This window comes from Idiomarina aquatica, from assembly GCF_003987185.1.
In the GTDB taxonomy this organism is placed as follows: Bacteria; Pseudomonadota; Gammaproteobacteria; order Enterobacterales; family Alteromonadaceae; genus Idiomarina; species Idiomarina aquatica.
Map to the genome: position 1 here is coordinate 282,832 of NZ_PIPS01000003.1, position 23,947 is coordinate 306,778.

Below are 23,947 nucleotides of genomic sequence, written 5' to 3' on the forward strand. Positions count from 1 at the left end.
GATGAATTCCTTATTGATTGATGACGACAGATTGCGCCCCGTTGAAGCGCTGTGTGTCAGAAATAATGACTTGGTCACCGGCTTGCAGGCCGGCGATGATTTCAATGCTGGAAAGACTATTGGAACCGGTTTCGATGGGGGTTCGCACAGCAACTCCGTCACGCACAACGTAAGCAGCCGTGCCGCTGCTGTCCTGTAAAAAAGGACCGCGTTGCAGTGTCAGTACATTATCTTTTTTGTCCAGCAGAATGCGGGTCGTGAGACGCTGATTTTGACGCAGGCCGGCCGGTGACTGGCCACTGAAACGGACGGTACCGACGACCTGATTCTCACGAATTTCTGGGGACACGGCGACCAGCGTAGCGTCATGAATACGGCCGTTGTAGTTAATTTCTGCCGCCATACCAATCGCTAAATCGTCCGCGTAGCTTTCCGGGATACCAAGCTCAACTTCGAACTCAGACAAGTCCACTACGCCGATAATGGCTTGGTTGCGCGCCACCTGATTTTTCTGGTCGGCCTCGCGGTTACCAACAATGCCGGCCACCGGTGATAAAATCCGCAGGCCATCAACCTGGCGCTGCAACTCGTCAACCAGCAACTGTTGACGATCGACTTTTAATTGCAAAGAGCGGATGTCAAACGCCAGGCTCTCACTGTTGAGCCTGGCATCCTGAACCGCGTGTTGGTGCACCACTTTGGCATTCTCCAAGTCATCCTGAGCTTTCTCGTAGTCAATCTGGCTGATGGCTTGTTTTTCCCAGGCGGCGTCGGCGCGACGCTTTTCCCGGTCGGCAGCGGTCAGTGTGACTTGTGCCAGGTCGACCAGTTTTTGGTTCTCAAGTGCCGCTTTTTTGGACTGGATGCGCTGGCGATCCAAATCCATCAGCAAACTTTCGAGTGTGGCTTGCTCCTGCTGTAATTGATTTTTCAGTTCTGGACTGTCGATAACGGCCAGTAGTTGGTCTTTTTCAACCGCATCGCCAGCATCAACATGGTAGGTGATAACACCTTCGGCTGGCGCGTAAAGTGTTGGACTGACGGCAGCGACAACGCGGCCCTGAATGGAAACGTCGCGGACGAATTCGCCGCGTTGGACGGTGGCAATGCGCAGGTCTTCTGCTGCCACCGAGGCTTCAGCGCTGGACCACTGCGAAACCATGGGAGCTGCGATCGTAAACACACTCACCACAACCGCGGCGGCGATCCCCCAGCGCCAGTAGCTGCGTTTTGTTTTCGTGAGCACTTTATCCTGCCCACTGGTATCCGATATTTTTGTCATTTGCTCTACCCTCGACGGTTAACAAATTGGTTGTCATTGTTAACTTAAGTCGCCGCCGGCGCGAAAAGGGTTGTGAAAAGCATAAAAAGGACTGTAACAGAATGTATCAAACCGCTATGGTAGAGCTTAAAAAACGACGTGGAGAGCGTGATTTTGGCGGTTGATAGTCAGTATTTAGCACAGAAAATTTTGCAGGGTTTTCATTGTCACTATGACCGTTTTCAGCGTCTCACACGCGGCGCCCGCTCGCGTTTTTTAAAACAACAATGGCAAGGTGTGGTGAATGCCTCCGCCGAACGCATTTCCTATTATGACCGGCAAGTAAAGGAAACCAGCGTTGCCGTGCAACGTGCGGTGGGAGCAGACTTTGATGCGGCGTTATGGTTGGCAACGCGTCAGCGTTATCAATCCTTACTCAAGTTTCACCCGCAGGCTGAACTGGCCGAAACCTTTTATAATTCGGTGTTTTGCCGGGCGTTCGAACGGCGTTATTTTAATAACGACTTTATTTTCGTTGAAACCTTATTACACAGCCACATTCCGGTTTCCGTACAAAGCCAGTACCGCAGCTATTTTCCGGTAAAAGGTGGGCTGCAACAGGTACTCTTAACGATCTTTCTGGACAGCGGCTTAAACGGGGAGTTTGAGCATTTCGAAAACGATCTGGAGCAGTTGCGAGATGCCTTTTTGCAACGGTCACAGGAAACCGAAATTGAACCGCATGACATTCGTATCGATGTCTTAAACTCGCCGTTTTTTCGTAATAAAGCCGCTTACCTGGTTGGGCGCATTGTCACCGAGCGTCATCACTATCCGTTTATTGTCCCGGTGCTGGTGAACAGCCAGGGCAAACTCTATGTCGATGCGTTCATTACCAACTCCAACCGAATGGCGACCATTTTTGGGTTTGCACGCTCTTATTTTATGGTGGAAACCGAAGCACCATCGGCGCTGGTACGCTTTTTAAAAGATCTGATGCCCCGCAAAACCCTGGCCGAGCTCTATGCCTCGATAGGGTTTCATAAGCAGGGTAAAACCGAGTTTTATCGCGAGTTTTTGCATCATCTGCAACGGACTGATGATCAGTTGGTGGCGGCACCGGGAGTAAAAGGTATGGTAATGACGGTATTTACACTGCCGTCGTTTCCCTATGTGTTTAAGGTGATTAAGGACAAACTTGGATCCACTAAGGCATTTAGCCGACAAACGGTGATTGACCGCTACCGAATGGTGAAGCGTCATGACCGGGTCGGGCGTATGGCTGATACACTGGAATTTGCCGACGTCGCCATTCCGCTCAAGCGAATCGCTGCGGATTTGCTGCAGGAACTGCAGTCAACGGTTGCCGGGTCAATCGCGATTGAGGGCGAGACGCTGATCATCAAACAACTCTTCGTCGAGCGACGTCTGACGCCACTGAACTTGTTCCTGGAATACGCCAGTGACGATGAGATAGATGCGGCCATGAATGACTACGGTCTGGCGATCAAGGAAATGATAGCGGCCAATATCTTTCCGGGCGATATGCTACTGAAGAACTTTGGTGTGACCCGCCACCGGCGAGTGGTGTTCTATGACTACGATGAGGTTCGTTACCTAACGGACATGAGTTTTCGCGCACTGCCAAAACAGGATGGCTTTATGGATGCGGAAGTGTCTGCGGCGCCAGATGACGTATTCCCTGAGCAATTAGCGCAATTTGCGGTGCCACAGCCGCATTTGCGTGAGGTTTTACTTAAGCATCACCCGGATTTGAATGACCCGGGTTATTGGCGAAAAATACAGAAACACATCCGCGAGGGACGCCTGACGGATGTGTTTCCTTATGAGCAACACCTGCGTTTTACGCGGAGGTTTTAAATTGGTCTTCCTCGGTTGAGCCGGTCAAGGCGGTGACGGATGAAACACCGCCCTGGATGACGTTGGTCAAATCGTCAAAATAACCGGTACCGACTTCCTGCTGATGTGCGACAAAGGTGTAGCCTTTGTCGGCCGCCGCAAACTCCTGCTGTTGCAGGCGAACGTAAGCCGACATATCGTTGCGGGCGTAATCGTAAGCCAGTTCGAACATGTGATACCACATGTTGTGAACACCGGCGAGCGTAATGAATTGGAACTTATAACCCATGGCAGCGAGTTCGCGCTGGAACTTGGCGATGGTGTCATCGTCAAGGTTGCGGCGCCAGTTAAACGACGGTGAACAGTTATAAGCAAGCAATTTGCCTGGGTATTTGGCGTGAACCGCTTGCGCAAATTGCCGCGCCTCGTCAAGATCCGGTTTTGCCGTTTCGCACCAGAGCAAATCGGCATAAGGGGCATAGGCCAGGCCTCTGGAGATGGCTTGCTCAATTCCGGGTTTGACGCGGTAAAAACCTTCCGCGGTGCGCTCTCCGGTAATAAAGGGTTTGTCATTGGGGTCAAAGTCGGAGGTCAGCAGGTCGGCGGCATTGGCATCGGTACGCGCGACAATCAGCGTTGGGATACCGGCAACATCGGCAGCCAACCGGGCCGCAACCAGCTTCTGTACCGCTTCCTGGGTGGGAACCAGCACTTTACCACCCATGTGACCGCATTTTTTCACCGAAGCTAACTGATCCTCAAAGTGAACACCGGCAGCGCCAGCCTGAATCATTCGTTTCATTAACTCATAAGCGTTCAGCACCCCGCCGAATCCGGCTTCGGCATCGGCAACGATGGGGGCAAAGTAATCGATGTAACGGTCATCTTCCGGAGTTATGCCTTTTGACCACTGAATCTGGTCCGCGCGGGCAAACGAGTTGTTGATTCGTTCAACCACCGTGGGTACCGAATCAACCGGGTATAAGGATTGATCGGGGTACATGCTGCAGGCACTGTTGTTGTCAGCCGCTACTTGCCAGCCGGACAGATAAATTGCTTGCAGACCCGCCTTCACTTGCTGTACCGCCTGGCCGCCGGTTAGCGCGCCAAGTGCATTGACATAGTCTTTACCAAATTTACCCTGCGCTTCACCGTTGATCAGTCGCCATAATTTATTGGCGCCGTTACGCGCGTAGGTATATTCCGGTTGTACCGAGCCACGCAGGCGTACCACTTCTTCGGCGGAGTAGGGACGCTCGACACCTTGCCAGCGTGGATCTGACTGCCATTGTTCCTGGAGCTTTTTGGCTTGTGCCGCTTGAGAGAGAGATTGTGTTGTCATGATGGTTGTCCTGTATAGCGTTTTGTTATCGTTAGGCCAGCTTTTGGTAGCCGGGTAAGGTTAGAAATTCGACCAGCTCATCGGCGGTGGTGATGTCTTCGAGTAACTGCAGAGCCTCGGCAAAAGGCTCGTTTTGCCAACGCTGTTCACCAACGTGTTGGCGAACCACAGCCGCCTCCTGCTGCAGGTAGTCCCGGAACAGCTGCTTACTGACAATGGTGCCATCGCTGAGTGTCTTTTGATGGCGAATCCACTGCCAGATTGAGGCGCGCGAAATCTCGGCGGTCGCGGCATCCTCCATCAATCCATAGATGGGCACACAGCCTTTACCGTCCAGCCAGGCCGCGATGTATTGCAGTGAAACGCGAATGTTGGTGCGCATACCGGCTTCGGTGCGTTCACCCTCGCAGGGTTGCAGCAGCAACGCTTGATCGATGTCGTTGTCCTGGTCGCGCAGCACCTGCAATTGGTTGTCAGCAGCCATTCCCTCGACGAAGACTTCGCGCACGGTATCGGCCAAGCCGGGATGGGCGATCCACGTGCCATCGTGTCCGTTGTCCCGTTCGAGTGTCTTGTCCGCACGCACTTTGGCCAGAATTTGCTGATTTTCGGTCGCGTCTTTGCTGGGAATAAACGCCGCCATACCGCCCATGGCGAGAGCGCCACGCAAATGACACGTGCGTACCAGCAGCCTTGAGTAAGCGTTTAAAAAGGGCTTATCCATACTCACCACCTGACGATCGGGTAAAACGCGATCAGGATGAGCTTTCAAGGTTTTTATGTAGCTGAAAATGTAGTCCCAGCGACCACAATTCAGCGCGGCAATATGCTCACGCATGCGGTACAGAATTTCGTGCATCTGGAATACTGCCGGCAATGTTTCGATAAGCACGGTGGCACGAATGGAACCGGTTTTTACGTTAAAGCGCTTTTCGGTGTAGTGAAAAACGTCTGCCCACCAGCCGGCTTCATCACTGTGCTCCAACTTGGGCAAATAAAAATAGACACCGCTGCCGCGTTGCAGGCGAGTTTGGTAGTTGTGAAAGAAGTACAGCGCAAAATCCATTAAGGCGCCGGCAATGGGTTTGCCGCCCGCATGGATATGCTTTTCCGGCAGATGCAAGCCACGAACCCGGGCAATCAACAATGCTGGGTTTTCCTTAACGGCATAGTGCTTGCCGGTGTCAGGATCATCGTAGGTCATGCCGCCAAGGTTGGCGTCACGCAGGTTGAGTTGACCGTTGAGCAAACCGTCCCAGGTTGGCGACTGTGAGTCTTCAAAGTCGGCCATGTAACAATCCACATTTGCATTGAGGGCGTTGATGACCATTTTTCGATCCACCGGGCCGGTAATTTCCAGCCGCCGTTTGGTCAGGTCCTTTGGTAATTCAGCAATGCGCCAGTTACCGTCCCGGATCGCCTGAGTGGCCGGATCGAAGTCGGGTAATTGGCCGGCATCGTAGGATGCCTGACGTTGCTTGCGTTTCGCGAGTAGCTGGTGCAATTCGGGCTGGAAGCGCTCGACCAATTCGGTCAAGAAGGCGATGGCGTCATCAGTGAACAGGGCGCTCGCCTGTTCGTTCAGTGGTTGATTAAATTCGAGTTGGGTGGTCATTTTTGAATCCGTTGTTATTAACTTGTTAACACGGATTAAGGTTAGACCCTGTTCTTTATATCAGTCTAATTTATCAAGCTGATTGCGGGTATTCACTAGAGTAATTTAAAAGGTGGACAAACTGTGGTTAATATTTCAGCGGGGCGTTTATCGCTGAAGCCATAAGCCCCGCTGATGTGACGGTGAATGGGTTAGGATACTTTAAAGCGCGCGACCAGACCGTTGAGGTCGACAGCCAGGCGTGACAGTTCCTGACTGGAAGCGCTGGTCTGTTCGGCACCCGATGCCGTTGAGTTCGACAGGTCACGGATACTGACCAGGTTCTTATCAACGTCGCGTGCGACGTTCGCTTGTTCTTCTGCGGCTGACGCAATTGAGGTATTGTGAGTATTAATCTCACTCACAGCCTGTGCGATTTGTTTCAGCGCTTCGCCGGCCTCACGGGCGATATCCAGGGTACTGGTGGCTTTTTCCATGCTCCGCTTCATGGTGGTAACAGACATATCACTGGACTGATTAATGGCCTTCACCATGTCTTCAATTTCGACCGTAGACTGCTGTGTTTTGTGCGCCAGAGAGCGAACCTCGTCGGCTACTACGGCAAAGCCTCGTCCTGATTCACCAGCGCGAGCGGCTTCAATGGCGGCATTCAGTGCCAGCAAGTTGGTTTGCTCGGCGATACCACGGATAACCTCCAGCACTTTGGTGATATCAGTAACCTTATTGGCCAGCTCGGTCACGCTATTAGACGAGTCGCCAATTTCCTGAGACAACTCTTCGATCGCGGTGACGGTTTTGCGGACTCGGTCATTCCCTAACTGCGCCTGCTCATCAGCCGACTCAGAGGCTTCAGAGGCACTCTGGGCATCCGACGCAACGTTTTCTACGGCCGTGGTTAACTCAGTGACGGCGGTGGCAGCTTGCTCCAGTTCTTCACTTTGTTGTTGAATGGTACGGGTAGAGTCATCGGTTACCGAGCTCAGCTCCTCGGAAGTTGACGCCAACTGTTCAGACGACTCAGAAATCTTAGCAATCGACTCGCGCAGCTCGTTTTGGGTTCGTTGTAACTGTTTTAGCAACACCGTCGCTTCGTCATTGCCATCAATCTCTACGCTAGCGGTAAGATCACGAGCGGCAATGGTCTGCGCAAATTCGACCGCTTGTTGAATCGGTACGACAATACTGCGCGTGAGTACCAGTGCAAACACGATCATCAGAATCAGTGCAACGATAAGCGCGGTGATTACACCAATGTTCGCTGAGGTGGCGACATCACCGGCCTGTTCAGTTGCATCAGCAATCAATGCCATTTCCAGCGCCAGCATTTCGTCTAACGCGGCTGAGATCTCATCGGTCAGTGGTAATATGCGATTTTCCCGCAGCGACGTAATTGGATCGGTCAGCTGTGCGTCGACGAGTTTTTCGAACTGATCATGAAGCGTCCAATATTCCTTATCTAGCGCCATGTATTGATTGAACTTTTCACGGGCTTCGGCATTTTCAATGCTGTTGGAGTACTCATCCTGATTGCGTTTCAAGCTTTCAATGGCTTCATTGAGTTTGTCCATGTAGCCGGGTAAGCGATTCGGGTCGTTAACAAAATTGGTGACGTTAGCCGAATGAATGCGGACCCGAAGAAACTCTCGATCGAGATCATTGACGTTGTCGACCGCGGGAACCTGAACGTCGGTGATAAAGTCCATTTGGTCAGTCACTACTGCGAGACGATTAAGTGCAAAAATGCCCAATGCCAGCACTAAAAGGCCAATGATGGCAAAGGCTGCGGACGCACGCACGCCGATAGAAAGCTGTCGAAACATAAACTTTTCCTAATTATTATTGATTTAGATCATGAACGCTTTGACCATTATCGGCTACATGCTCTAAAAACATAAGGCTCGAATTAAACTTTCTATCGTTTTCTTGGATGAATCTATCGAATCCATCGACAAAAACTCATCGGGCTGGTGTGCCTGATTGATCGAACCAGGCCCCATGACGATAGTTTGGCAGCCTAATGCTTGTAAAAAGGGGGCTTCGGTACAGTAGTTAACGGCCTGACTTGCCTGTTGACTGACTTTTTCAGCGAGCTTGACCAGGGCGGCATCGGTGGTTTGTTCAAAGCCTGGAATGGGTTCATGCAAATGCAGCCACTCGATTTGTGCTTCCGTTTGTTGTTTGAGCTCCGTCAAGTGGCGGTCGATGATACCGTACAGGTCATCAATGGCCATGCCAGGCAATGGTCGGACATCGATTTGTAGCTCACAACAGCCACAGATCCGATTGGGATTATCACCACCATGGATGCTACCGAGATTAAGCGTGGGTTCGGGTACGGCAAACATCGGATTTGAATAGTTATGCGAAAATTCCGATTGGACTTGTAACAATTTACCGATCACCTGATGCATCACCTCAATAGCGTTAATACCTAGCTTAGGATCCGAACTGTGACCGGAACGCCCGATCACCCGAATGGCTTCACTTAAATGCCCTTTATGAGCGCAAACCGGCCGCATACTGGTCGGTTCACCAATAATGCAGGTGTCCGGCTTAAGGTTGTTGAACATCGACAATTGGCGCGCGCCATCCATGGTGGTTTCTTCGTCCGCCGTCGCCAGAATCATCAGCGGTTTTTGCTGAGCAGCACTGGGCAGGTTTTTTAACACCTCGATGATAAAGGCAAAAAAGCCTTTCATATCAATACTACCCAAGCCATACCAGCGATTGTCTTTCTCGGTCAGTTGAAATGGGTCCAGGCTCCAGCGCTGGGCATCGTAGGGAACCGTATCGGTGTGTCCGGACAGCAGCAAACCGCCGGCACCAGTACCCCGACGTGCCAGTAGGTTGTACTTACCCGGTTTATTTTCCAGTTCATTGATCTCGCATTGAAAGCCCAGCGCTTCCAGCCAGGTTGCGAGCAAATCAATGACACCTTTGTTGGAGTGGTCCCAACCTGGATCCATGCTGCTGATGGAAGGAGTAGCAATTAACTGCTGGTACATGGAAAAAAAGGAAGGTATCGACATAGATAATTATCCATAAAAGTTGCATAAATATATTTATTCGGATATTCTGCACAAAAATTCACTTGTTCACCACTGAAGCAGAAAATCGTCGTAAAGGAAATAGCCGCGTGAAGAAAAACTCGTCCTTAACTGCCGTTGTTATCGGTGCCAGTGGTTACGCTGGTTCTGAACTGTGTCGTTTGGTGGCGCGGCATCCATTATTGACCCTTGCTGGCTGCTTTGTTTCTGAAGGCAGTGTTGATGCCGGTACGAAGTTGTCGGTGCTGTACCCAAAGCTTCGGGGTGTGGTGGATTTGCCATTACAGGGGCTGGACAGCCTGTCACTGAAGCAAATCAAAGCAACAGCGCAGGTGGTGTTTATTGCCACTGAACATGAGGCCGCCGCGCAGTTGGCCTATCAGTTATATGACAACAAACGCATTATCATTGACTTATCCGGCGCTCATCGTTTAGCAGAGGCACAGGACTATGTCACCCATTACGGTTTTTCTCATCCGCATCCGCAATTGCTGAGCGAAGCCGTCTATGGCCTTGCTGAATGGCATACCGGCTTACTGGCAAACGCTAATCTTATCGCGGTACCGGGCTGCTACCCCACCGCAACCTTACTGGCATTGAAGCCGGTGCAGCATCTATTGGCGTCGCAACCGGTGATTGTCAACGCGGTATCCGGAGTAACGGGTGCCGGCCGCAAGCCGACGCATAAAACGCTGGGAGCCGAGCTATCGCTGCAGGGTTATGGGGTATTTAATCACCGTCATCAGCCTGAAATTGAGCAGCACGGGCAGACAGCGGTGGTCTTCACGCCGCACCTGGGGGCGTTTAAACGGGGCATTTTAGCCACGCTGTACCTGCAACTTGCCGAAGGGACATCGTGTCAAGACGTTGCCGAGGCTTATGCCGTGTATCAAAAACATCCGTGCGTGCGGGTTGGATACCAACATACACCGGCGATTCAGGACGTCGAGCACAGCGGTTACTGCGATATTGGCTGGCATCGTAAAGGGACTCAACTGATTGTTTTTGCTGCCATTGATAACTTGCTAAAGGGGGCCGCAAGCCAGGCCTTGCAGTGTCTTAACCTGCGTTTTGGTGAGCCGCAAACAACCGGGGTGCCGTTATGAGCGGCGTTGTTGAAGTGATCAAGATAGGCGGTAGTTTGCTGGCGCAGCCTGCACAGTTACGAGCCTTATTTGCGGGGCTGGCACAGCAACAGCACAGCACCGTCATCGTGCATGGCGGCGGTGCTGCCGTTGACAACTGGTTGGCAGGCATGGGTCTACAAACCGAAAAGCGTGACGGGCTCAGGGTCAGTCACGAGCAACAGATGCCGCTGATTGTCGGAGCTCTGGCCGGTTATGCCAATAAACAGCTCATGAGTTATGCGATTGAAGCCGGACTGCAGCCCACCGGTCTCAGCTTGTGGGAAACCGGAATGCGGTGCAAAGCGCTGTCGAGTGAACTGGGACAAGTGGGCATTTGCGACGAGGAGCAAAGCCAGGTATCTGAATGGATGAACTGGTTACTCGAGCACTCACACCTCAGCATCATCAGTTGCATCGGCTTTGACGCTAACGGCGGCTGGTACAACGTTAACGCGGATAATGCCGCAGCGGCACTCGCGCAAATGTTGAAGGCCAAACTGACCTTTGTTACTGACGTAGATGGTGTTTACGACCAGCAGCAACAGTTGATCCCGCAACTCGATTCGGCAAGGTACCGGCACCTGTGCCAACAGGGCGTCATTTCCGGGGGAATGAAGGTAAAAGTGGACAGTGCCCTGGCGACCGCCAGGCAGTTGCGACGCAGTGTGCGAATCTGCGGGTGCGCGTGCCTCACCCGCCCAGAATCCGGCACCACGATCGTTGACTGATTTATTGACTTAGGTTTTACCATGAAAGACACCACGACCCTACCGACAAACCTATTGTCGGGTTGCGAACTCAGCGCTGAGCAACTGCAGCAGGTGCTGAGCATCGCACAACAACAGAAAGCCCGGCCGCAGGCCTATCAACAACTGTTGGCCGGCAAAAGCATCGCGACAATCTTTGAAAAACCAAGCCTGCGTACCCGGGTTTCCTTTGCCGTTGGCATGCAAAAGCTGGGCGGGCAGGCCATTTACCTGGATGAGCAGGGGCAAGGGCTGGGACAGCGCGAGAGTATTGCGGATTACGCAAAAAACTTATCCTGCTGGTGTGACGCGATTGTCGCACGAGTGCTTCAGCACGAGACCCTGCAGGAACTGGCCAAACACGCATCGGTGCCGGTCATCAACAGCTTGTGTGATCGCTATCACCCATGCCAGGCGCTGGCTGACTGCCTGACGCTGCAGGAGCAATTCGGTTCACTTGATGGGTTGCATCTGGTGTATTGCGGCGATGGCAACAACGTAACCCGCTCGCTGATGTTGTATGCGGCGATGCTTGGCGCCAAGGTGACATCCGTGACGCCGGCTGATCGGGCCATTGAGCAAAGCTGGCTGGACGATATTAATGCACAGGCCGGCGGGAAGGCGCATAACGCCACCCACTTTGATGACCTCGGCGCGGTGGATGTCTTATATACCGACACCTGGGTGTCGATGGGAGACGATACCCCACTACAGCAGGTGAAAGAAAAATTTCTGCCCTATCAAATTAATGCACAACGGGTTGCCCAGCTTAAGCCCCGTGCAGTGATGCACTGTCAGCCGGTACACCGCGGTTACGAAGTGACCTCGGAGGTCATTGACAGTGATTTGTCTCTTTGTCTGCAACAGGCCGAAAACCGCCTGTATGCCCAGAATGCGTTACTGAGCATGATGCTCAGTGATAGTTGTGCTTTTGCCGCTGCTACTGATTTAAGGAATGCCTCATGAATAAAGTTGTACTCGCCTATTCCGGAGGGTTAGATACCTCCGCCATTGTTCCCTGGTTAAAAGAGCATTACGACTGTGACGTTGTTGCCTTTGTCGCCGATGTCGGGCAGGGGGCAGAAGAGCTGGCCGGAGTGGAAGAAAAAGCCAAAGCTTCAGGTGCCAGTGAATGCTATGTGGTGGATCTGAAAGAAGAGTTTGCCCGGGCATATATTTATCCCACCCTAAAAACCGGTGCCGTGTACGAGGGAACCTATCTGCTGGGAACCGCGATGGCGCGCCCGATTATTGCCAAAGCGCAGGTCGAGATCGCACGAAAAGTGGGTGCTGATGCGCTGGCGCACGGCTGCACCGGGAAAGGCAATGATCAAGTTCGGTTTGAATCCTGCTACGCAGCGCTGGCCCCAGATCTAACCGTGATTGCGCCCTGGCGTGAGTGGCAGCTAGACAGCCGTGAATCGTTGTTAAACTACCTGGCAGAACGCGATATTCCGTGCTCTGCGTCTGCTACCAAAATATACAGTCGTGACGCCAACGCCTGGCATATTTCGCACGAAGGCGGCGAGTTGGAAGACCCGTGGAACGAGCCGAGCGCACAAGTCTGGACACTGACTAACTCACCTGAACAGGCGCCGGATGAGCCGGAATATCTGTCAGTGACGTTGGAAAAAGGTGAAATCACGGCGGTTAACGGTGCGTCCTTGTCGCCGCTTGGCTGTTTGGAAACACTCAATCAACTGGCTGCCAAACATGGTGTCGGACGGGTTGATATTGTTGAAAATCGATTGGTGGGCATGAAAAGCCGTGGTTGCTACGAAACGCCCGGGGGCACCGTGATGATGGCAGCGTTGCAGGCAATCGATGAACTGGTACTGGATAAAGCAAGCCGTAGCTGGAAGTCGCAACTGAGTGAGCAGTTTGCGCAATTGCTTTATGACGGACGTTGGTTTACGCCGTTAAAACAGTCGGTTTTGGCGGCCGCTGAAGCGCTGGCAGAAAAAGCCACTGGCGAGGTGGTGCTGAAGCTCTACAAAGGCCAGGCAACAGCGGTGAAAAAGCGCTCGCCCTATTCCTTGTACAGTGAAGACTTCGCCACCTTCGGTGCCGATGAGGTCTATAACCAACAGCATGCAGAGGGTTTTATCCGTCTGTTCTCGCTGCCCAGCCGGATAGCGGCACTGCAGCAGCAAGGAGGCGGCGATGGCTAGTGCGCAACTTTGGGGAGGACGTTTTGCGGACGGACCCAGCGAAGCCTTTCAGGCGTTTAACGACTCGTTGCCTTTTGACCATGTTTTAGCCGAACAGGATATTCAGGGCTCGGTAGCCTGGGCTGATGGATTGCGCCAGGTTGGCGTAATAACCGCCCAGGAATGTCAACAACTGCAGCAGGCACTGACAGAGCTGTGGCAGGAATTGCAACAGCATCCGCAGCAGATCGCCGTCGCCGGCGACGAGGACATCCATTCATTCATCGAGCGGAAGTTAGTTGAGCGGGTGGGTGATCTGGGCAAAAAATTACATACCGGGCGCAGCCGTAATGATCAGGTTGCTACGGACTTGCGCTTATGGAGTCGTCAACAAGGCCAGGCGGTGCTGAAGGCACTGACGACGTTACAAGGTGCGTTGACGGAGTTCGCGGCGCGTGAAATCGATACGGTATTGCCGGGGTATACCCATTTGCAACGAGCCCAAACCGTGTTATTCGCGCATTGGGCGCTGGCTTATGTGGAAATGTTGCAGCGTGACCACGAGCGGTTGGTGGATGCTTTAGAGCGTATGAACCAGTCGCCGCTGGGGTGTGGTGCTCTGGCCGGTACGGCTTACCCGATTGATCGCGAGCAGTTGGCGCAGCAACTGGGTTTTCATTCTGCCTGCCGCAATAGCCTTGATGCGGTTTCCGATCGTGATTTTGTGCTGGAACTGCTCAGTACTGCGTCATTATCGATGCTGCATTTGTCACGGCTGGCAGAAGATCTGATTTTCTATAACAGTGGTGAGGCCGGCTTTATCGAATTGGCCGATGATGTGACTTCCGGATCGTCGCTGATGCCGCAGAAAAAGAATCCCGACGCACTGGAACTGGTGCGGGGTAAAAGCGGACGTGTGACCGGCGCGCTGATGGCAATGACGGTGACCTTAAAATCTTTACCGCTGGCCTACAACAAAGATCTGCAAGAAGACAAAGAAGGCCTCTTTGACGCATTAAAACACTGGCGTGCGGCGCTCAACATCAGCAGCCAGTGCCTACAAGGGATTCGCGTCAATCGCGAACGTTGCCGGCAGGCGGCTCAACAGGGCTATGCAAACGCGACTGAGCTGGCGGATTATTTGGTGAGTAAAGGCGTACCCTTTCGGCAGGCGCACCACCAAGTCGGCGAACTGGTGCAACTGGCGATAAAACAGGGCAAGCCGCTGGAGCAGTTGTCATTATCACAGATGCAGCAGGTTACTGAAACGATTGAAGAGGATGTCTACCCGTGGCTGTCGCTACAGTCGCTGCTGGAAAAACGACAGGCACTGGGCGGCACCTCACCGGAGCGCGTCAAAGAGGCACTGAAAAAGCATCAACAGCAGCAAAAGATACGTGTTCGTGATGCAAACCTATCGGACATTGACGCGATTGTCGGGCTGGTCGGTCATTGGGCGGGAGCCGGTGAAAACTTGCCGCGCGCCAAGGATGATATCATTCATTCCATCAATGAATTTGCGGTGAGTGAAATTGACGGCAACGTCATGGGCTGTGCGTCATTGTACATATACACCACGGGTCTGGCAGAAATTCGTTCGCTTGGCGTGAACCCGCAAAGCAAGGTTAAAGGGCAGGGACGACTGCTGGTGGAAAAGCTACTGCGCAAAGCCCGCGACTTGCATTTAAAGCGGGTGATTGTGTTAACCCGGGTGCCGGACTTCTTTGAGCAGCAGGGTTTTTACCACTGCTCGAAGGACAGCTTGCCGGAGAAGGTGATGAAAGATTGTGAGCTGTGTCCGCGCAAGGCCAACTGCGATGAGCTGGCCATGGAGTTTCGGTTGCTGTAAGCCGTTTACGCGGTGTTAGTACAAGGTTTTAATCCAGCGTTCCTCGGTGATAAAGTTCCAGGCCCATGGTTTCCACTTATCACTGAGGCCGTTGCCCAACGCATCCTCTAGCGCCATACCTTGCTCGCGCATGCTGTCCACTTCCGCTTTGGTGGCCTTAATCATATCCAGAAACGCCTGATAATCGGCGCGGCTCGCCTTCGGACCGTGGCCAGGGATGATCACCGTATCGTCATTAATCTTACTGATGAGTGTGGTGACGTTATTGATATACCCCTCAACGTCACCGCCACTGCCTAAATCAATGAATGGGAAACGCTCATTAAAGAACAGGTCACCCGGGTGCAATACATTCGCTTTTTCAAACCATACGGCGACGTCCCCGTCAGTATGGCCATTGGCAAGATAGAACACATGCACCGTATCACCGTTGATGTGTAACGTAACGGTTGAATCAAAGGTTAACTGCGGTAGTCCGGCGGCATTAAAGTCGCTGTCATTGCTTAACCGTTTGCGTACATTGTCATGAGCCAGAATGGTGGCATCATGGTTTTCCCGTAGCCACATATTAGAGCCGACGTGATCGCCGTGAAAGTGTGTATTGATGACGTAACGAACCGGCTCGCCGGTCAACTCGTCAATTTTGGCGCTGATTTTTTCCGCCATCTGCTGATATTGATCATCAATCAGCAGCACGCCATCGGCGCCATGCATCAGTGCCATATTGCCGCCGGCACCACTGAGCATGTGAATATTATCGGCGACGGCATCGGCGCTTACCTGAACGTCAGCAAAACGATCTTGAGCAGTCGCAGCAGCGCTTAGAGCAAGGGCTGCCAGCAGGGTAAGTTTTTTCATAAAGGGTTCCTGATTGGGTTTTAACCTGATTACTTTGTAGACAAAGAAAGGGATCAATTCAACGTGTCAAAAACGTGAATCTTTTGTGACAGTTTGAAGTTGTCACATATCTGTCATGCAGAATCACTACTCTCGTTTCCGTCAATTCAAAACCGAAAAATGAAGGTCGGGAGAACTCAATGAAACTGCAAACTCTATTTAAAGCTTCTGCTGTTGCCGCAGCGCTTGCGCTGGCAGGCTGTGGTGGTGACATCAACATCGACACTGGTGCGACGGTTGAACAACCGGATCCAGGCACAGGTGGTGGCGACAACGGTGGCGGTGATACCGGTGCTGACTTACCAGGTGAAACCAGTGGTTCACTCTCACTCGCAGCAAGTGAAGCGCTGGGTGAGGAAGTTCAGGTACAGGTTCTTTCTGGACGCATCACGGAAGATACCACGCTGGTAAATAGCCTGGAAGACGGTACAACAGTAATGTATGCCCTGGACGGACCTACTTTTGTCGGTGGTGATAAAGCCGATTCTGCGGTGTTGACCGTTGAACCGGGCACTGTGATTTTTGGTCGTCAAGGTAACGATTACCTGGTGGTTAGCCGTGACTCACAAATCATCGCTGAAGGTACAGCGGACGCGCCGATTATCATGACGTCTTCGCAGGACGTGCTGGGTGAAGAAACGGCTCCGGGTCAATGGGGTGGCTTTATCATCTTGGGTAACGCGCCAAGCAACAAATGTCCTTCTGACGGTTCTGACTGTGCGCTTCAGGTTGAAGGCGCTGAAGAGGGTGCCGTATTCGGTGGTACCGACGAAACAGACAACTCTGGTGTTTTACGCTACTTAGTGGTTAAGCACGGTGGTTTTGAAATCGCACCAGATAACGAATTAAACGGCATCACCTTCGGTGGCGTTGGTTCAGGCACAACGGTTGAATATTTACAGGTTCACGGCAACTCGGACGACGGCATCGAAATGTTCGGTGGTAACGTCGACTTTAAACACGTTGTATTAACCGGCATGCAAGACGACAGCATCGACTGGGATAACGGTTACCAGGGCCGCATGCAGTTCGTTTACGTTGAGCATGACAAAAACGGTGGCGACGCTAACCGTGGTATCGAAGCCGACAACGACGGTTCTAACCCAGCTGCTGAGCCAATGTCTAACCCCATTCTCGCGAACCTAACCATCATTGGTAATAACTTCCAGGGTGAAAACTCATCAGAAGGTATCTACTTACGTGAAGGGACTGGCGCGCAGTTCTACAACACCGTAGTAACCGGCCCATCAGAAATGGGCGAGTGTTTTGAAGTTGAAGGCAACGAAGTATCTCAAGGTCACTTAACCGATAACACCATTCGCATGGAAAACTCGGTTTTTGCCTGCAGCAACGGTGAAAACTTCAAGTTTGGTGATACCGACGTTGACCTGGAAGACTGGTTCCTGAACGATCAAGCCAATAACTTCATCAGCGATTCTGTGATGCTGTCAGCCAATGGTCAGCCAATGAGCGGCTCACCGTTACTGGGTGCAGGACAAGACGTATCGAACACCGTAGACGGTAGCTTCTTTGAATCGGTTGATTTTATCGGCGCCGTGGGCGGCGATGACGACTGGCGTCAAGGCTGGGCCTTTGGTTTTGGCGGTGGTGAAGTGACTGCCGGTGACTCAGAAGCCCCAGTAGCAGGTTGCCCGGCCGGCACAGAAGCGATTACTCCTATTGACGGCTCAACGACGACCTGTGAACTGGAAGGTCGTTACACAGACGATCTGACCCTGACCGCGGGTAACTACTACGCATTAACGGGTGCCGTGTTCATCGGTGGTGACAATGCTGACTCAGCAACCTTGACCATCGAACCTGGTGTTACCGTATACGGTCGTACCGGTAATGACTACCTGGTCATCAGCCGTGGTTCAGATATCGACGCTCAGGGTACTGCCGAAGAACCTATCTCACTGACATCGTCAATTGATGTTGAAGGTGGCGAAGGCATGCCAGGTCAATGGGGTGGTTTGATTATTCTTGGTAACGCGCCAAGCAACAAGTGTCCGTCAGACGGTTCAGACTGTGCGCTGCAGGTAGAAGGTGCTGAGGAAGGCGCTGTATTTGGTGGTACCGATACCGCTGATAACTCAGGTACGCTGCGCTATGTACGTGTCATGAACGGTGGCTTTGAAATCGCACCGGACAACGAACTTAACGGTATCACCTTCGGTGGTGTTGGTTCAGGCACAACGGTTGAGTACCTGCAAGTTCACAACAACTCTGACGATGGTATTGAAATGTTCGGCGGCAACGTTAACTTCAAGTACGTTGTACTGACCAACATGCAAGACGACAGCATCGACTGGGATAACGGTTACCAAGGTAAACTGCAGTACGTACTGGTACGTCAAAACCCAGACAACTCAGACGCTAACCGTGGTATCGAAGCCGATAACGATGGCTCTAACCCAGGTGCTGAACCAATGTCTAGCCCGACCATCGCTAACCTGACCATCATTGGTAACACCTTCTCTGGCGAAAACGCTTCAGAGGGTATCTACCTGCGCGAAGGTACTCAGGCAACGTTCTACAACACCATCGTATCAGGCCCGGCCGGTATGGGTGAGTGCTTAGAAGTTGAAGGTAACCCGGTAAGCCAGGGTCACCTGCAGGACGGCGGTATCAGCATGACGAACTCACTGATGGCCTGTGATAACGGTGAGAACTTCAAGTTTGGTTCTTCAGATGTAGACCTGGAGCAGTGGTTCCTGGGTCAGGAAGGCAACAGCGTTGTGACAGCAGCAGAAGCACTGGACGGTATCTTTACGGTATCTGACGCTGCAGCAGCTGATTTAAGCGGCGACACCTTCTTTGACAACGCAGACTTCGTTGGCGCAGTAAGCAGCGATAACGATTGGACTGCAGGCTGGACTGTTGGTCTGGAATAACACCGCACTATAAACCGAGGGTACGCAAAGGATTGTGTGCCCCGGTTTTCACTGTATAAAAGAGGTAGTTACTATCATGCGAGCCAAACAATTTCCTCTGGCGAGCCTTACTCTTGCGGTTTTAACTGGCTTGTCATCGCAAAGCGCTTTTGCAGCACAAGAACAGCAGGAACAATCCGCGTCTGAACAACAATCCTCACCGGAAGCGGTTATCGAAGAAGTGGTGACCACAGGTACTCGTTTGCAGGGCAGTGCGGCAGCGGTTGTTCAGGAACGTAAAGAGCAGGCGTTCGTTGCTGATATCATGGGCGCGGAACAAATTTCCCGTACCGGTGACAGCGACGCTGCAGCAGCCCTTCGCCGGGTGACCGGTTTGACCCTGGTTGACGGCAAGTTTATTTATGTTCGTGGTTTGGGTGAGCGGTACTCCAGTACCCAATTGAATGGTATGTCAGTACCAAGCCCGGATCCCACCCGTGCTGTTATTCCACTGGATTTATTCCCGGCTGATATCATCGAGAGCCTGGCGGTGCAGAAGTCGTATTCTGCCTCGATGCCGGCAAACTTCGGCGGCGGTAATGTTGATATTCGCCTGAAATCAGCACCGGATGAAGAGATCTTTAACGCCTCCATTAAAGTGGGCGGAAACAGCGAAAACTTTAACGACGCCTACTGGTACGACGGCGGCAGTAACTGGAACGGTAAAGACGACGGCACTCGGGCAGCGCCGCAAATGCTGAAAGACCTGTGGGATCAGCGTACCTTTCTGGATGATATCTCATTGGAACAAAACCGCGATGTCGCTCTGGCGCTAAATCGCGACTATGATCCAACCCTGCAAAGCGTCGATCCGGATTACGGCCTCGACCTGACGTACGGTAACCGTTACGACATCGACGACAAGTGGGCGGTCGGCTTTTTGGCCACGGCAGCCTATGACAACGAGTGGGAAGTTTCTGAACAGTATCTGGGTGAAGACTGGAGTCGCAATCCGGACGGAACTTACACGATTCTGCGTGGCTGGGATGATGTTGAGTCAACTGAGCAGCAAGTTACCTGGTCAGGCATGTTGACCGCAGGCATCAACTACGGCAGTAACCACCGTGTTGATTTAAGCCATGTCATCCTGAACGACACCGAAGATCAGTTCCGCGAAAAGCTCGGTAACAGCAACAACATTAACTTTGGTTCTGACCAGCGTATCCGTTCTTATGACGTGACGTATCAGGAACGTCGCATGGTCGCGAACCAGATTAAAGGTATGCATACCTTTACCGACTGGAACTTCCTCGGGGTTGACTGGAAATACTCTAAATCGCGCTCCAGCCGTTATGCTCCGGGTAATATCGAAACTCGCTTTATCCTAACCGACAGCAATGATGACGGTGTTTTTGACCGTGAGAACGAGAGCGTGTTGACCAACGCCACCACCGCAGCCCGTTATAACTTCCAGGACTTGAACGACGAAGTTGAGAACTGGGGTGGTAACGTGACTCTGCCAATCATGCTGGATCACTGGGACATTACCCTGAAAGCTGGCGCTGATTTCGTGCAGAAGACACGCTACGCGACCAACCGTCGATTCGACATCAACACTCGTGCGTTTAGCGATTCCAGCATCCTGGAAGGCTATCAACTGGGTGAAATCCTGAACGATGACGTCATCGCAAACGCAGAGCTTGGCTTCTTGCCGATTCTGAACGACACCACCGTTGCGGGTGATGATTATATTTCCGCTCAGACAATTGATGCGTACTATTTCGAAGGTGACTTTTTCTTCGATGAAAAATGGCGCATAACCGCCGGTGTTCGTTGGGAAGATTTCCGCCAGGCGGTGGTACCATTGGTTCCGCAAACCGGCGAGATTGATTTGCCAACCAGCCCGACTGTGGAAGATCTGGCGGATCTGGCGTTCCAGGAAGATGATCTCTACCCATCATTGGCATTGACCTACTTCCTGAGCGATGAACAGCAACTGCGCTTTAGTTACGGTAAAACCGTGGTACGTCCGGATCTGCGTGAAGTGTCCAGCTCAACCTACCTGGATCCGCTGACTTTGTTCCCCGTCGGTGGTACGCCGGGTCTTAACACCACGGACATCGATAACTTCGACGCCCGCTGGGAGTGGTATCAGGATAACGGCGATACCTTGTCGATTGGTTTGTTCTATAAAGACATGACCAACCCGATTGAATCGGTGCAGTCGCCTTCTCAGGATGGTCCACCACTGGTACGTATCGCCAATGCTGAAACGGGTGAAGTTTATGGTACCGAAGTGGAATGGCTGAAAACACTGAGCAACAACTTCTTCTTATCCGGTAACGTCACCCTGAGTGACTCTAGCATCACACTGGATACGCAGAACATTGTTGAGCAAACTGGCGTTTCTACGTCGATTACCAACACTGAACGGCGCTTAACCGGCCACTCAGAATGGGTCGTTAACACCCAACTTGGTTTCGACTCGGACGACGGCATGCACTCGGCTTCATTAGTCTATAACGTGTTTGGTGACCGTATCATCATTCCGGGAATCGACGGCCGTGGTGATGCCTTTGAGCAACCGTTCCACTCACTTGATGCCGTGTACAGCTATTACCCGGACTTCAATTCTCAAGTAACCTTAAAGGTTCAGAACATCCTGAATCAGGATAAAGAAATTGAGTTTGATAATACGCTGTTACGTTCAGAAACTCGTGGTATCAGCTTCTCGCTTACGTATAAGCGCGAATTCTAACGACTACTGCAGTGACGAAAAGGGCTCCGTCAGGAGCCCTTTTTTTATGCTATGCAGAAGGTTCTTTTAAATGAATTTCCAGCGGTTTTGAGGTGTCCAGATGAATGTCGCGCTGGGGGAACGCAATGACAATGTTGTGTTCATCGAACAGCGCGTTCACCTTAAACCGAACATCCGACTGAATGCGGCGGATATCCATCGGCTGATGAACACTGGTCCAGAAATACAAATTAAACAGCAGCGAGCTGTCACCAAAGTCTTCAAAAATGACTTCAATAGGATAATCGGTCGATATCTGTTCGTGTTCTTCGGCGGCCTGACGCAATAAATCGCGCACTGTCTCTACCGGCGAACCGTAAGCGACACCAACGGAAACAACCGAACGAATATCCGCCGACACCAGCGTCCAGTTCACCACCCGCTGTTCAAGAAAGTAACTGTTTGGTACCAGTACGTGTACGCCGTCGTAACGGCGAATGCGAACACAGCGGTTGCCGATTTCTTCAACGCGACCTCGTTCTTTTTCCAGTTCGACGATATCGCCGATACGGATAGGGCGCTCGGCAATTAAGATGATGCCCGAGATGAGGTTGTTCAGCAGGTTTTGTGCGCCGAAGCCTACACCGATAGCCAGAGCGCCACCGAGCACCGCGAAAATGGTGATAGGAATACCCGCAATTGGTAGCGCGATCAGCACGATCATGACGTAGGCAACGAACGAAATCAGGCGTCGAAACGCAAAGACGGTGTTTTCGGAAGCACCGCTGGAGCGCAACGCCCGCTTAACCAGACGCGCGCCAACCCAGCGCACCACGACGAAACCGATCATGATCAAGGTTAACGCAATGATGACCTGCGACAGATAAATCGGGGTGTCACCCGCTTTATACAGCTCGGTCTGCCACAATGAGGCTACTGAGTCAGCAATATCCTGCCAGTTCATTTGCATGTTCGTCGATCCTACACCTTAGCAGAAGGTAACGCCTTCATGCGTTCATACCACTGTTTAAGGTTCGGGTAGGCGTCGGTCACACGTAGGTTAACGACTTTGCCAAAATCGACCGAACAAAACGCGTTGATATCGGCTGCGGTGAGGCGACCAAACGCAATGTAGTCTTTGTCCTGTAGGTGCTGGTTCAGAAAGTCAAAAAACTCGGTGGCTGCTTTGATGTTGCTCTCGCCCCATTCCTTAATCGGGTTCATGCGGTGTTTAAAGTAATCGGTGGTATGTTGAAAACCCATGCCGATGGGCAGGAACAAGTAAAAGTCGACCCAGCGGGTCCATTGTTCGATGATGGCCTTTTCATTGGCGTTGTTGCCAAGCAGCTTGGGAGAGTCCGGGTAATGTTCTTCGAAGTAGCGACAAATCGCCGTGGTTTCGCTGATGCAGGTGCCGTCGTCCAGTTCTAATACCGGCACTTTTTTCATCGGGTTTTTATTGCAGAATTCGGTACTGAGATTTTCGCCTTTGGCTAAATCGATTTCGACTCGGGTGACCTTGTCCAGCAATCCTTTTTCGGCTAAAAACATGCGCACGCGACGCGGGTTTGGCGCTTTCGCCATTTCGTAAAGTTTCATGAGCTAACCTCCTGTTAAACTGGGTGTTAGCTCCAATTTACTCCGACTTTAACGAGATTGAAAGGTGCTTTTCAGGCTGTTGGCGAAGGCAACAAACTTTTCTTTCATGGTGCGCTTCACTTTAATCTCCAGTGAGCCTAATACTTGTGTCCCTTCGATGTTCAGGTGAGGGGGCTGTTGTAAGTGGCCCATAGAAGGTGCTTTATTCTCGGTTGACCCCAGAATATTAAACACATTGGTGCTGATGGTGACTTCCTCAGGAACAAAGATCTCGATGCTGGATAAGCCACCGATGATTTTAATGGTGACATCTGGTTGCTGAAAAATCGCATCACTAAAATCCAGCTCGACGGAGCCAAGTAACGCATAAACGGTGATGGTTCGCGGTACGGTCCAAACTCCGGAGCGTTCATTGGAAGACAAGATTGAGACAATATTTTCCGTCGCTTCAACGCGACCTGCTCCATAATGCGGCGCAAATTGGCGGGCCTTGATGTTGTCGTAAGAGGAGTCAGGCTTGAGCTCAAGGTCTGCCACTAAATCAGCAAGCTGGGCATGCGAGGTTGCGTCCATTGCCGCATCAAGACGACGTTCAAAGGCCTCCGCAGAAATGATGCCGTGACTGTAATTCATGACCAACTGGTCGATGGTTTCTTCCCGTACCTGCTCAAGCGGGCGATCTTCAAAGGTTACCGCCATAATGTTCCCCGGTTATGGATATCTTTTTTATTATTGGTGCTTATGCCGATAAACGCAAAACAGCTTTCTTTTTATAAAACATATACATAACAAGTTCTTACAAATGGACATACAATAACCGTTGGGATTTATTATGATGCTT

The 23,947-nt window shown here is 51.9% G+C and carries 17 protein-coding genes; 8 read left to right on the forward strand and 9 right to left on the reverse strand.

Annotation, left to right across the window (positions count from 1 at the left end; all coding sequences use genetic code 11):
• Positions 1-10 precede the first annotated feature (10 nt).
• Entirely contained in the window at positions 11-1,282 is a 1,272-nt protein-coding gene (locus tag CWE23_RS10760) for an efflux RND transporter periplasmic adaptor subunit (RefSeq protein WP_105307122.1), read from the reverse strand.
• Positions 1,283-1,435: 153 nt separating this feature from the next.
• Between CWE23_RS10760 and aceK the strand changes: the two genes are divergently transcribed.
• A complete protein-coding gene (gene aceK / locus CWE23_RS10765; protein WP_126820242.1) occupies positions 1,436-3,142 on the forward strand; it encodes a bifunctional isocitrate dehydrogenase kinase/phosphatase in 1,707 nt (568 codons plus the stop codon).
• On the opposite strand, the gene aceA is transcribed toward aceK, so the two are convergent.
• The 4 genes from aceA to argE form a co-directional block, all read right to left on the reverse strand.
• Entirely contained in the window at positions 3,126-4,463 is a 1,338-nt protein-coding gene (aceA, locus tag CWE23_RS10770; RefSeq protein ID WP_105307121.1) for an isocitrate lyase, read from the reverse strand. The genes aceK and aceA overlap by 17 nt on opposite strands.
• A gap of 31 nt (positions 4,464-4,494) precedes the next feature.
• Entirely contained in the window at positions 4,495-6,078 is a 1,584-nt protein-coding gene (gene aceB / locus CWE23_RS10775) for a malate synthase A (RefSeq protein WP_126820243.1), read from the reverse strand.
• 191 nt (positions 6,079-6,269) lie between these two features.
• On the reverse strand, positions 6,270-7,898 hold the full coding sequence (locus CWE23_RS10780) for a methyl-accepting chemotaxis protein (protein ID WP_126820244.1): 1,629 nt from the start codon (positions 7,896-7,898) through the stop codon (positions 6,270-6,272).
• Between the two features lie 63 nt (positions 7,899-7,961).
• Positions 7,962-9,107 carry an acetylornithine deacetylase gene (gene argE / locus CWE23_RS10785; RefSeq protein ID WP_126820245.1) on the reverse strand — a complete coding sequence of 382 codons (1,146 nt, stop codon included), beginning with the start codon at positions 9,105-9,107 and terminating at the stop codon, positions 7,962-7,964.
• A 107-nt stretch (positions 9,108-9,214) separates the two neighbouring features.
• Between argE and argC the strand changes: the two genes are divergently transcribed.
• From argC to argH, 5 genes are read left to right on the forward strand one after another with little or no spacing between them, the layout of a single operon-like run.
• Complete coding sequence (gene argC, locus CWE23_RS10790; protein WP_126820246.1) at positions 9,215-10,231, forward strand: N-acetyl-gamma-glutamyl-phosphate reductase; 1,017 nt, start codon at positions 9,215-9,217, stop codon at positions 10,229-10,231.
• Positions 10,228-10,980, forward strand: a complete 753-nt coding sequence (argB, locus tag CWE23_RS10795) for an acetylglutamate kinase (RefSeq protein ID WP_126820247.1) — start codon at positions 10,228-10,230, stop codon at positions 10,978-10,980. The genes argC and argB overlap by 4 nt, the downstream gene beginning before the upstream one ends.
• Positions 10,981-11,001: 21 nt before the next feature.
• Positions 11,002-11,964, forward strand: a complete 963-nt coding sequence (locus tag CWE23_RS10800) for an ornithine carbamoyltransferase (RefSeq protein ID WP_126820248.1) — start codon at positions 11,002-11,004, stop codon at positions 11,962-11,964.
• A complete protein-coding gene (locus CWE23_RS10805) occupies positions 11,961-13,169 on the forward strand; it encodes an argininosuccinate synthase (RefSeq protein ID WP_126820249.1) in 1,209 nt (402 codons plus the stop codon). The genes CWE23_RS10800 and CWE23_RS10805 overlap by 4 nt, the downstream gene beginning before the upstream one ends.
• Positions 13,162-14,997, forward strand: coding sequence for an argininosuccinate lyase (argH, locus tag CWE23_RS10810; protein ID WP_126820250.1), 1,836 nt, complete (start codon positions 13,162-13,164; stop codon positions 14,995-14,997). The genes CWE23_RS10805 and argH overlap by 8 nt, the downstream gene beginning before the upstream one ends.
• A gap of 15 nt (positions 14,998-15,012) precedes the next feature.
• Here argH and CWE23_RS10815 read toward each other — a convergent pair whose 3' ends face one another.
• Positions 15,013-15,855, reverse strand: coding sequence for an MBL fold metallo-hydrolase (locus tag CWE23_RS10815; protein ID WP_126820251.1), 843 nt, complete (start codon positions 15,853-15,855; stop codon positions 15,013-15,015).
• A gap of 179 nt (positions 15,856-16,034) precedes the next feature.
• Here CWE23_RS10815 and CWE23_RS10820 point away from each other — a divergent pair, with 179 nt between their 5' ends.
• Both CWE23_RS10820 and CWE23_RS10825 read left to right on the forward strand, forming a co-directional pair.
• Entirely contained in the window at positions 16,035-18,791 is a 2,757-nt protein-coding gene (locus tag CWE23_RS10820) for a hypothetical protein (RefSeq protein ID WP_126820252.1), read from the forward strand.
• Positions 18,792-18,867: 76 nt separating this feature from the next.
• The gene (locus CWE23_RS10825; protein ID WP_126820253.1) at positions 18,868-21,528 is read left to right on the forward strand and encodes a TonB-dependent receptor domain-containing protein; all 2,661 of its coding nucleotides are present in this window, start codon (positions 18,868-18,870) and stop codon (positions 21,526-21,528) included.
• Positions 21,529-21,577: 49 nt separating this feature from the next.
• Here the strand turns inward: CWE23_RS10825 and CWE23_RS10830 are convergent, their stop codons facing one another.
• From CWE23_RS10830 to CWE23_RS10840, 3 genes are read right to left on the reverse strand one after another with little or no spacing between them, the layout of a single operon-like run.
• Positions 21,578-22,477, reverse strand: coding sequence for a mechanosensitive ion channel family protein (locus CWE23_RS10830; protein WP_126820254.1), 900 nt, complete (start codon positions 22,475-22,477; stop codon positions 21,578-21,580).
• Positions 22,478-22,488: 11 nt separating this feature from the next.
• Positions 22,489-23,106, reverse strand: coding sequence for a glutathione S-transferase family protein (locus tag CWE23_RS10835; RefSeq protein ID WP_105307108.1), 618 nt, complete (start codon positions 23,104-23,106; stop codon positions 22,489-22,491).
• A gap of 48 nt (positions 23,107-23,154) precedes the next feature.
• The gene (locus tag CWE23_RS10840) at positions 23,155-23,805 is read right to left on the reverse strand and encodes a DUF1707 SHOCT-like domain-containing protein (protein WP_105307107.1); all 651 of its coding nucleotides are present in this window, start codon (positions 23,803-23,805) and stop codon (positions 23,155-23,157) included.
• Between the last annotated feature and the right edge of the window lie 142 nt (positions 23,806-23,947).

Excerpts from the sequence above, each read along its gene's own strand:
- CWE23_RS10760 (WP_105307122.1), bottom strand. The coding sequence starts at position 1,282 with ATGACAAAAATATCGGATACCAGTGGGCAGGATAAAGTGCTCACGAAA.
- aceA (WP_105307121.1), bottom strand. The coding sequence starts at position 4,463 with ATGACAACACAATCTCTCTCTCAAGCGGCACAAGCCAAAAAGCTCCAG.
- aceB (WP_126820243.1), bottom strand. The coding sequence starts at position 6,078 with ATGACCACCCAACTCGAATTTAATCAACCACTGAACGAACAGGCGAGC.
- CWE23_RS10780 (WP_126820244.1), bottom strand. The coding sequence starts at position 7,898 with ATGTTTCGACAGCTTTCTATCGGCGTGCGTGCGTCCGCAGCCTTTGCC.
- argE (WP_126820245.1), bottom strand. The coding sequence starts at position 9,107 with ATGTCGATACCTTCCTTTTTTTCCATGTACCAGCAGTTAATTGCTACT.
- argB (WP_126820247.1), top strand. The coding sequence starts at position 10,228 with ATGAGCGGCGTTGTTGAAGTGATCAAGATAGGCGGTAGTTTGCTGGCG.
- CWE23_RS10800 (WP_126820248.1), top strand. The coding sequence starts at position 11,002 with ATGAAAGACACCACGACCCTACCGACAAACCTATTGTCGGGTTGCGAA.
- CWE23_RS10805 (WP_126820249.1), top strand. The coding sequence starts at position 11,961 with ATGAATAAAGTTGTACTCGCCTATTCCGGAGGGTTAGATACCTCCGCC.
- argH (WP_126820250.1), top strand. The coding sequence starts at position 13,162 with ATGGCTAGTGCGCAACTTTGGGGAGGACGTTTTGCGGACGGACCCAGC.
- CWE23_RS10815 (WP_126820251.1), bottom strand. The coding sequence starts at position 15,855 with ATGAAAAAACTTACCCTGCTGGCAGCCCTTGCTCTAAGCGCTGCTGCG.
- CWE23_RS10820 (WP_126820252.1), top strand. The coding sequence starts at position 16,035 with ATGAAACTGCAAACTCTATTTAAAGCTTCTGCTGTTGCCGCAGCGCTT.
- CWE23_RS10825 (WP_126820253.1), top strand. The coding sequence starts at position 18,868 with ATGCGAGCCAAACAATTTCCTCTGGCGAGCCTTACTCTTGCGGTTTTA.
- CWE23_RS10830 (WP_126820254.1), bottom strand. The coding sequence starts at position 22,477 with ATGCAAATGAACTGGCAGGATATTGCTGACTCAGTAGCCTCATTGTGG.
- CWE23_RS10835 (WP_105307108.1), bottom strand. The coding sequence starts at position 23,106 with ATGAAACTTTACGAAATGGCGAAAGCGCCAAACCCGCGTCGCGTGCGC.
- CWE23_RS10840 (WP_105307107.1), bottom strand. The coding sequence starts at position 23,805 with ATGGCGGTAACCTTTGAAGATCGCCCGCTTGAGCAGGTACGGGAAGAA.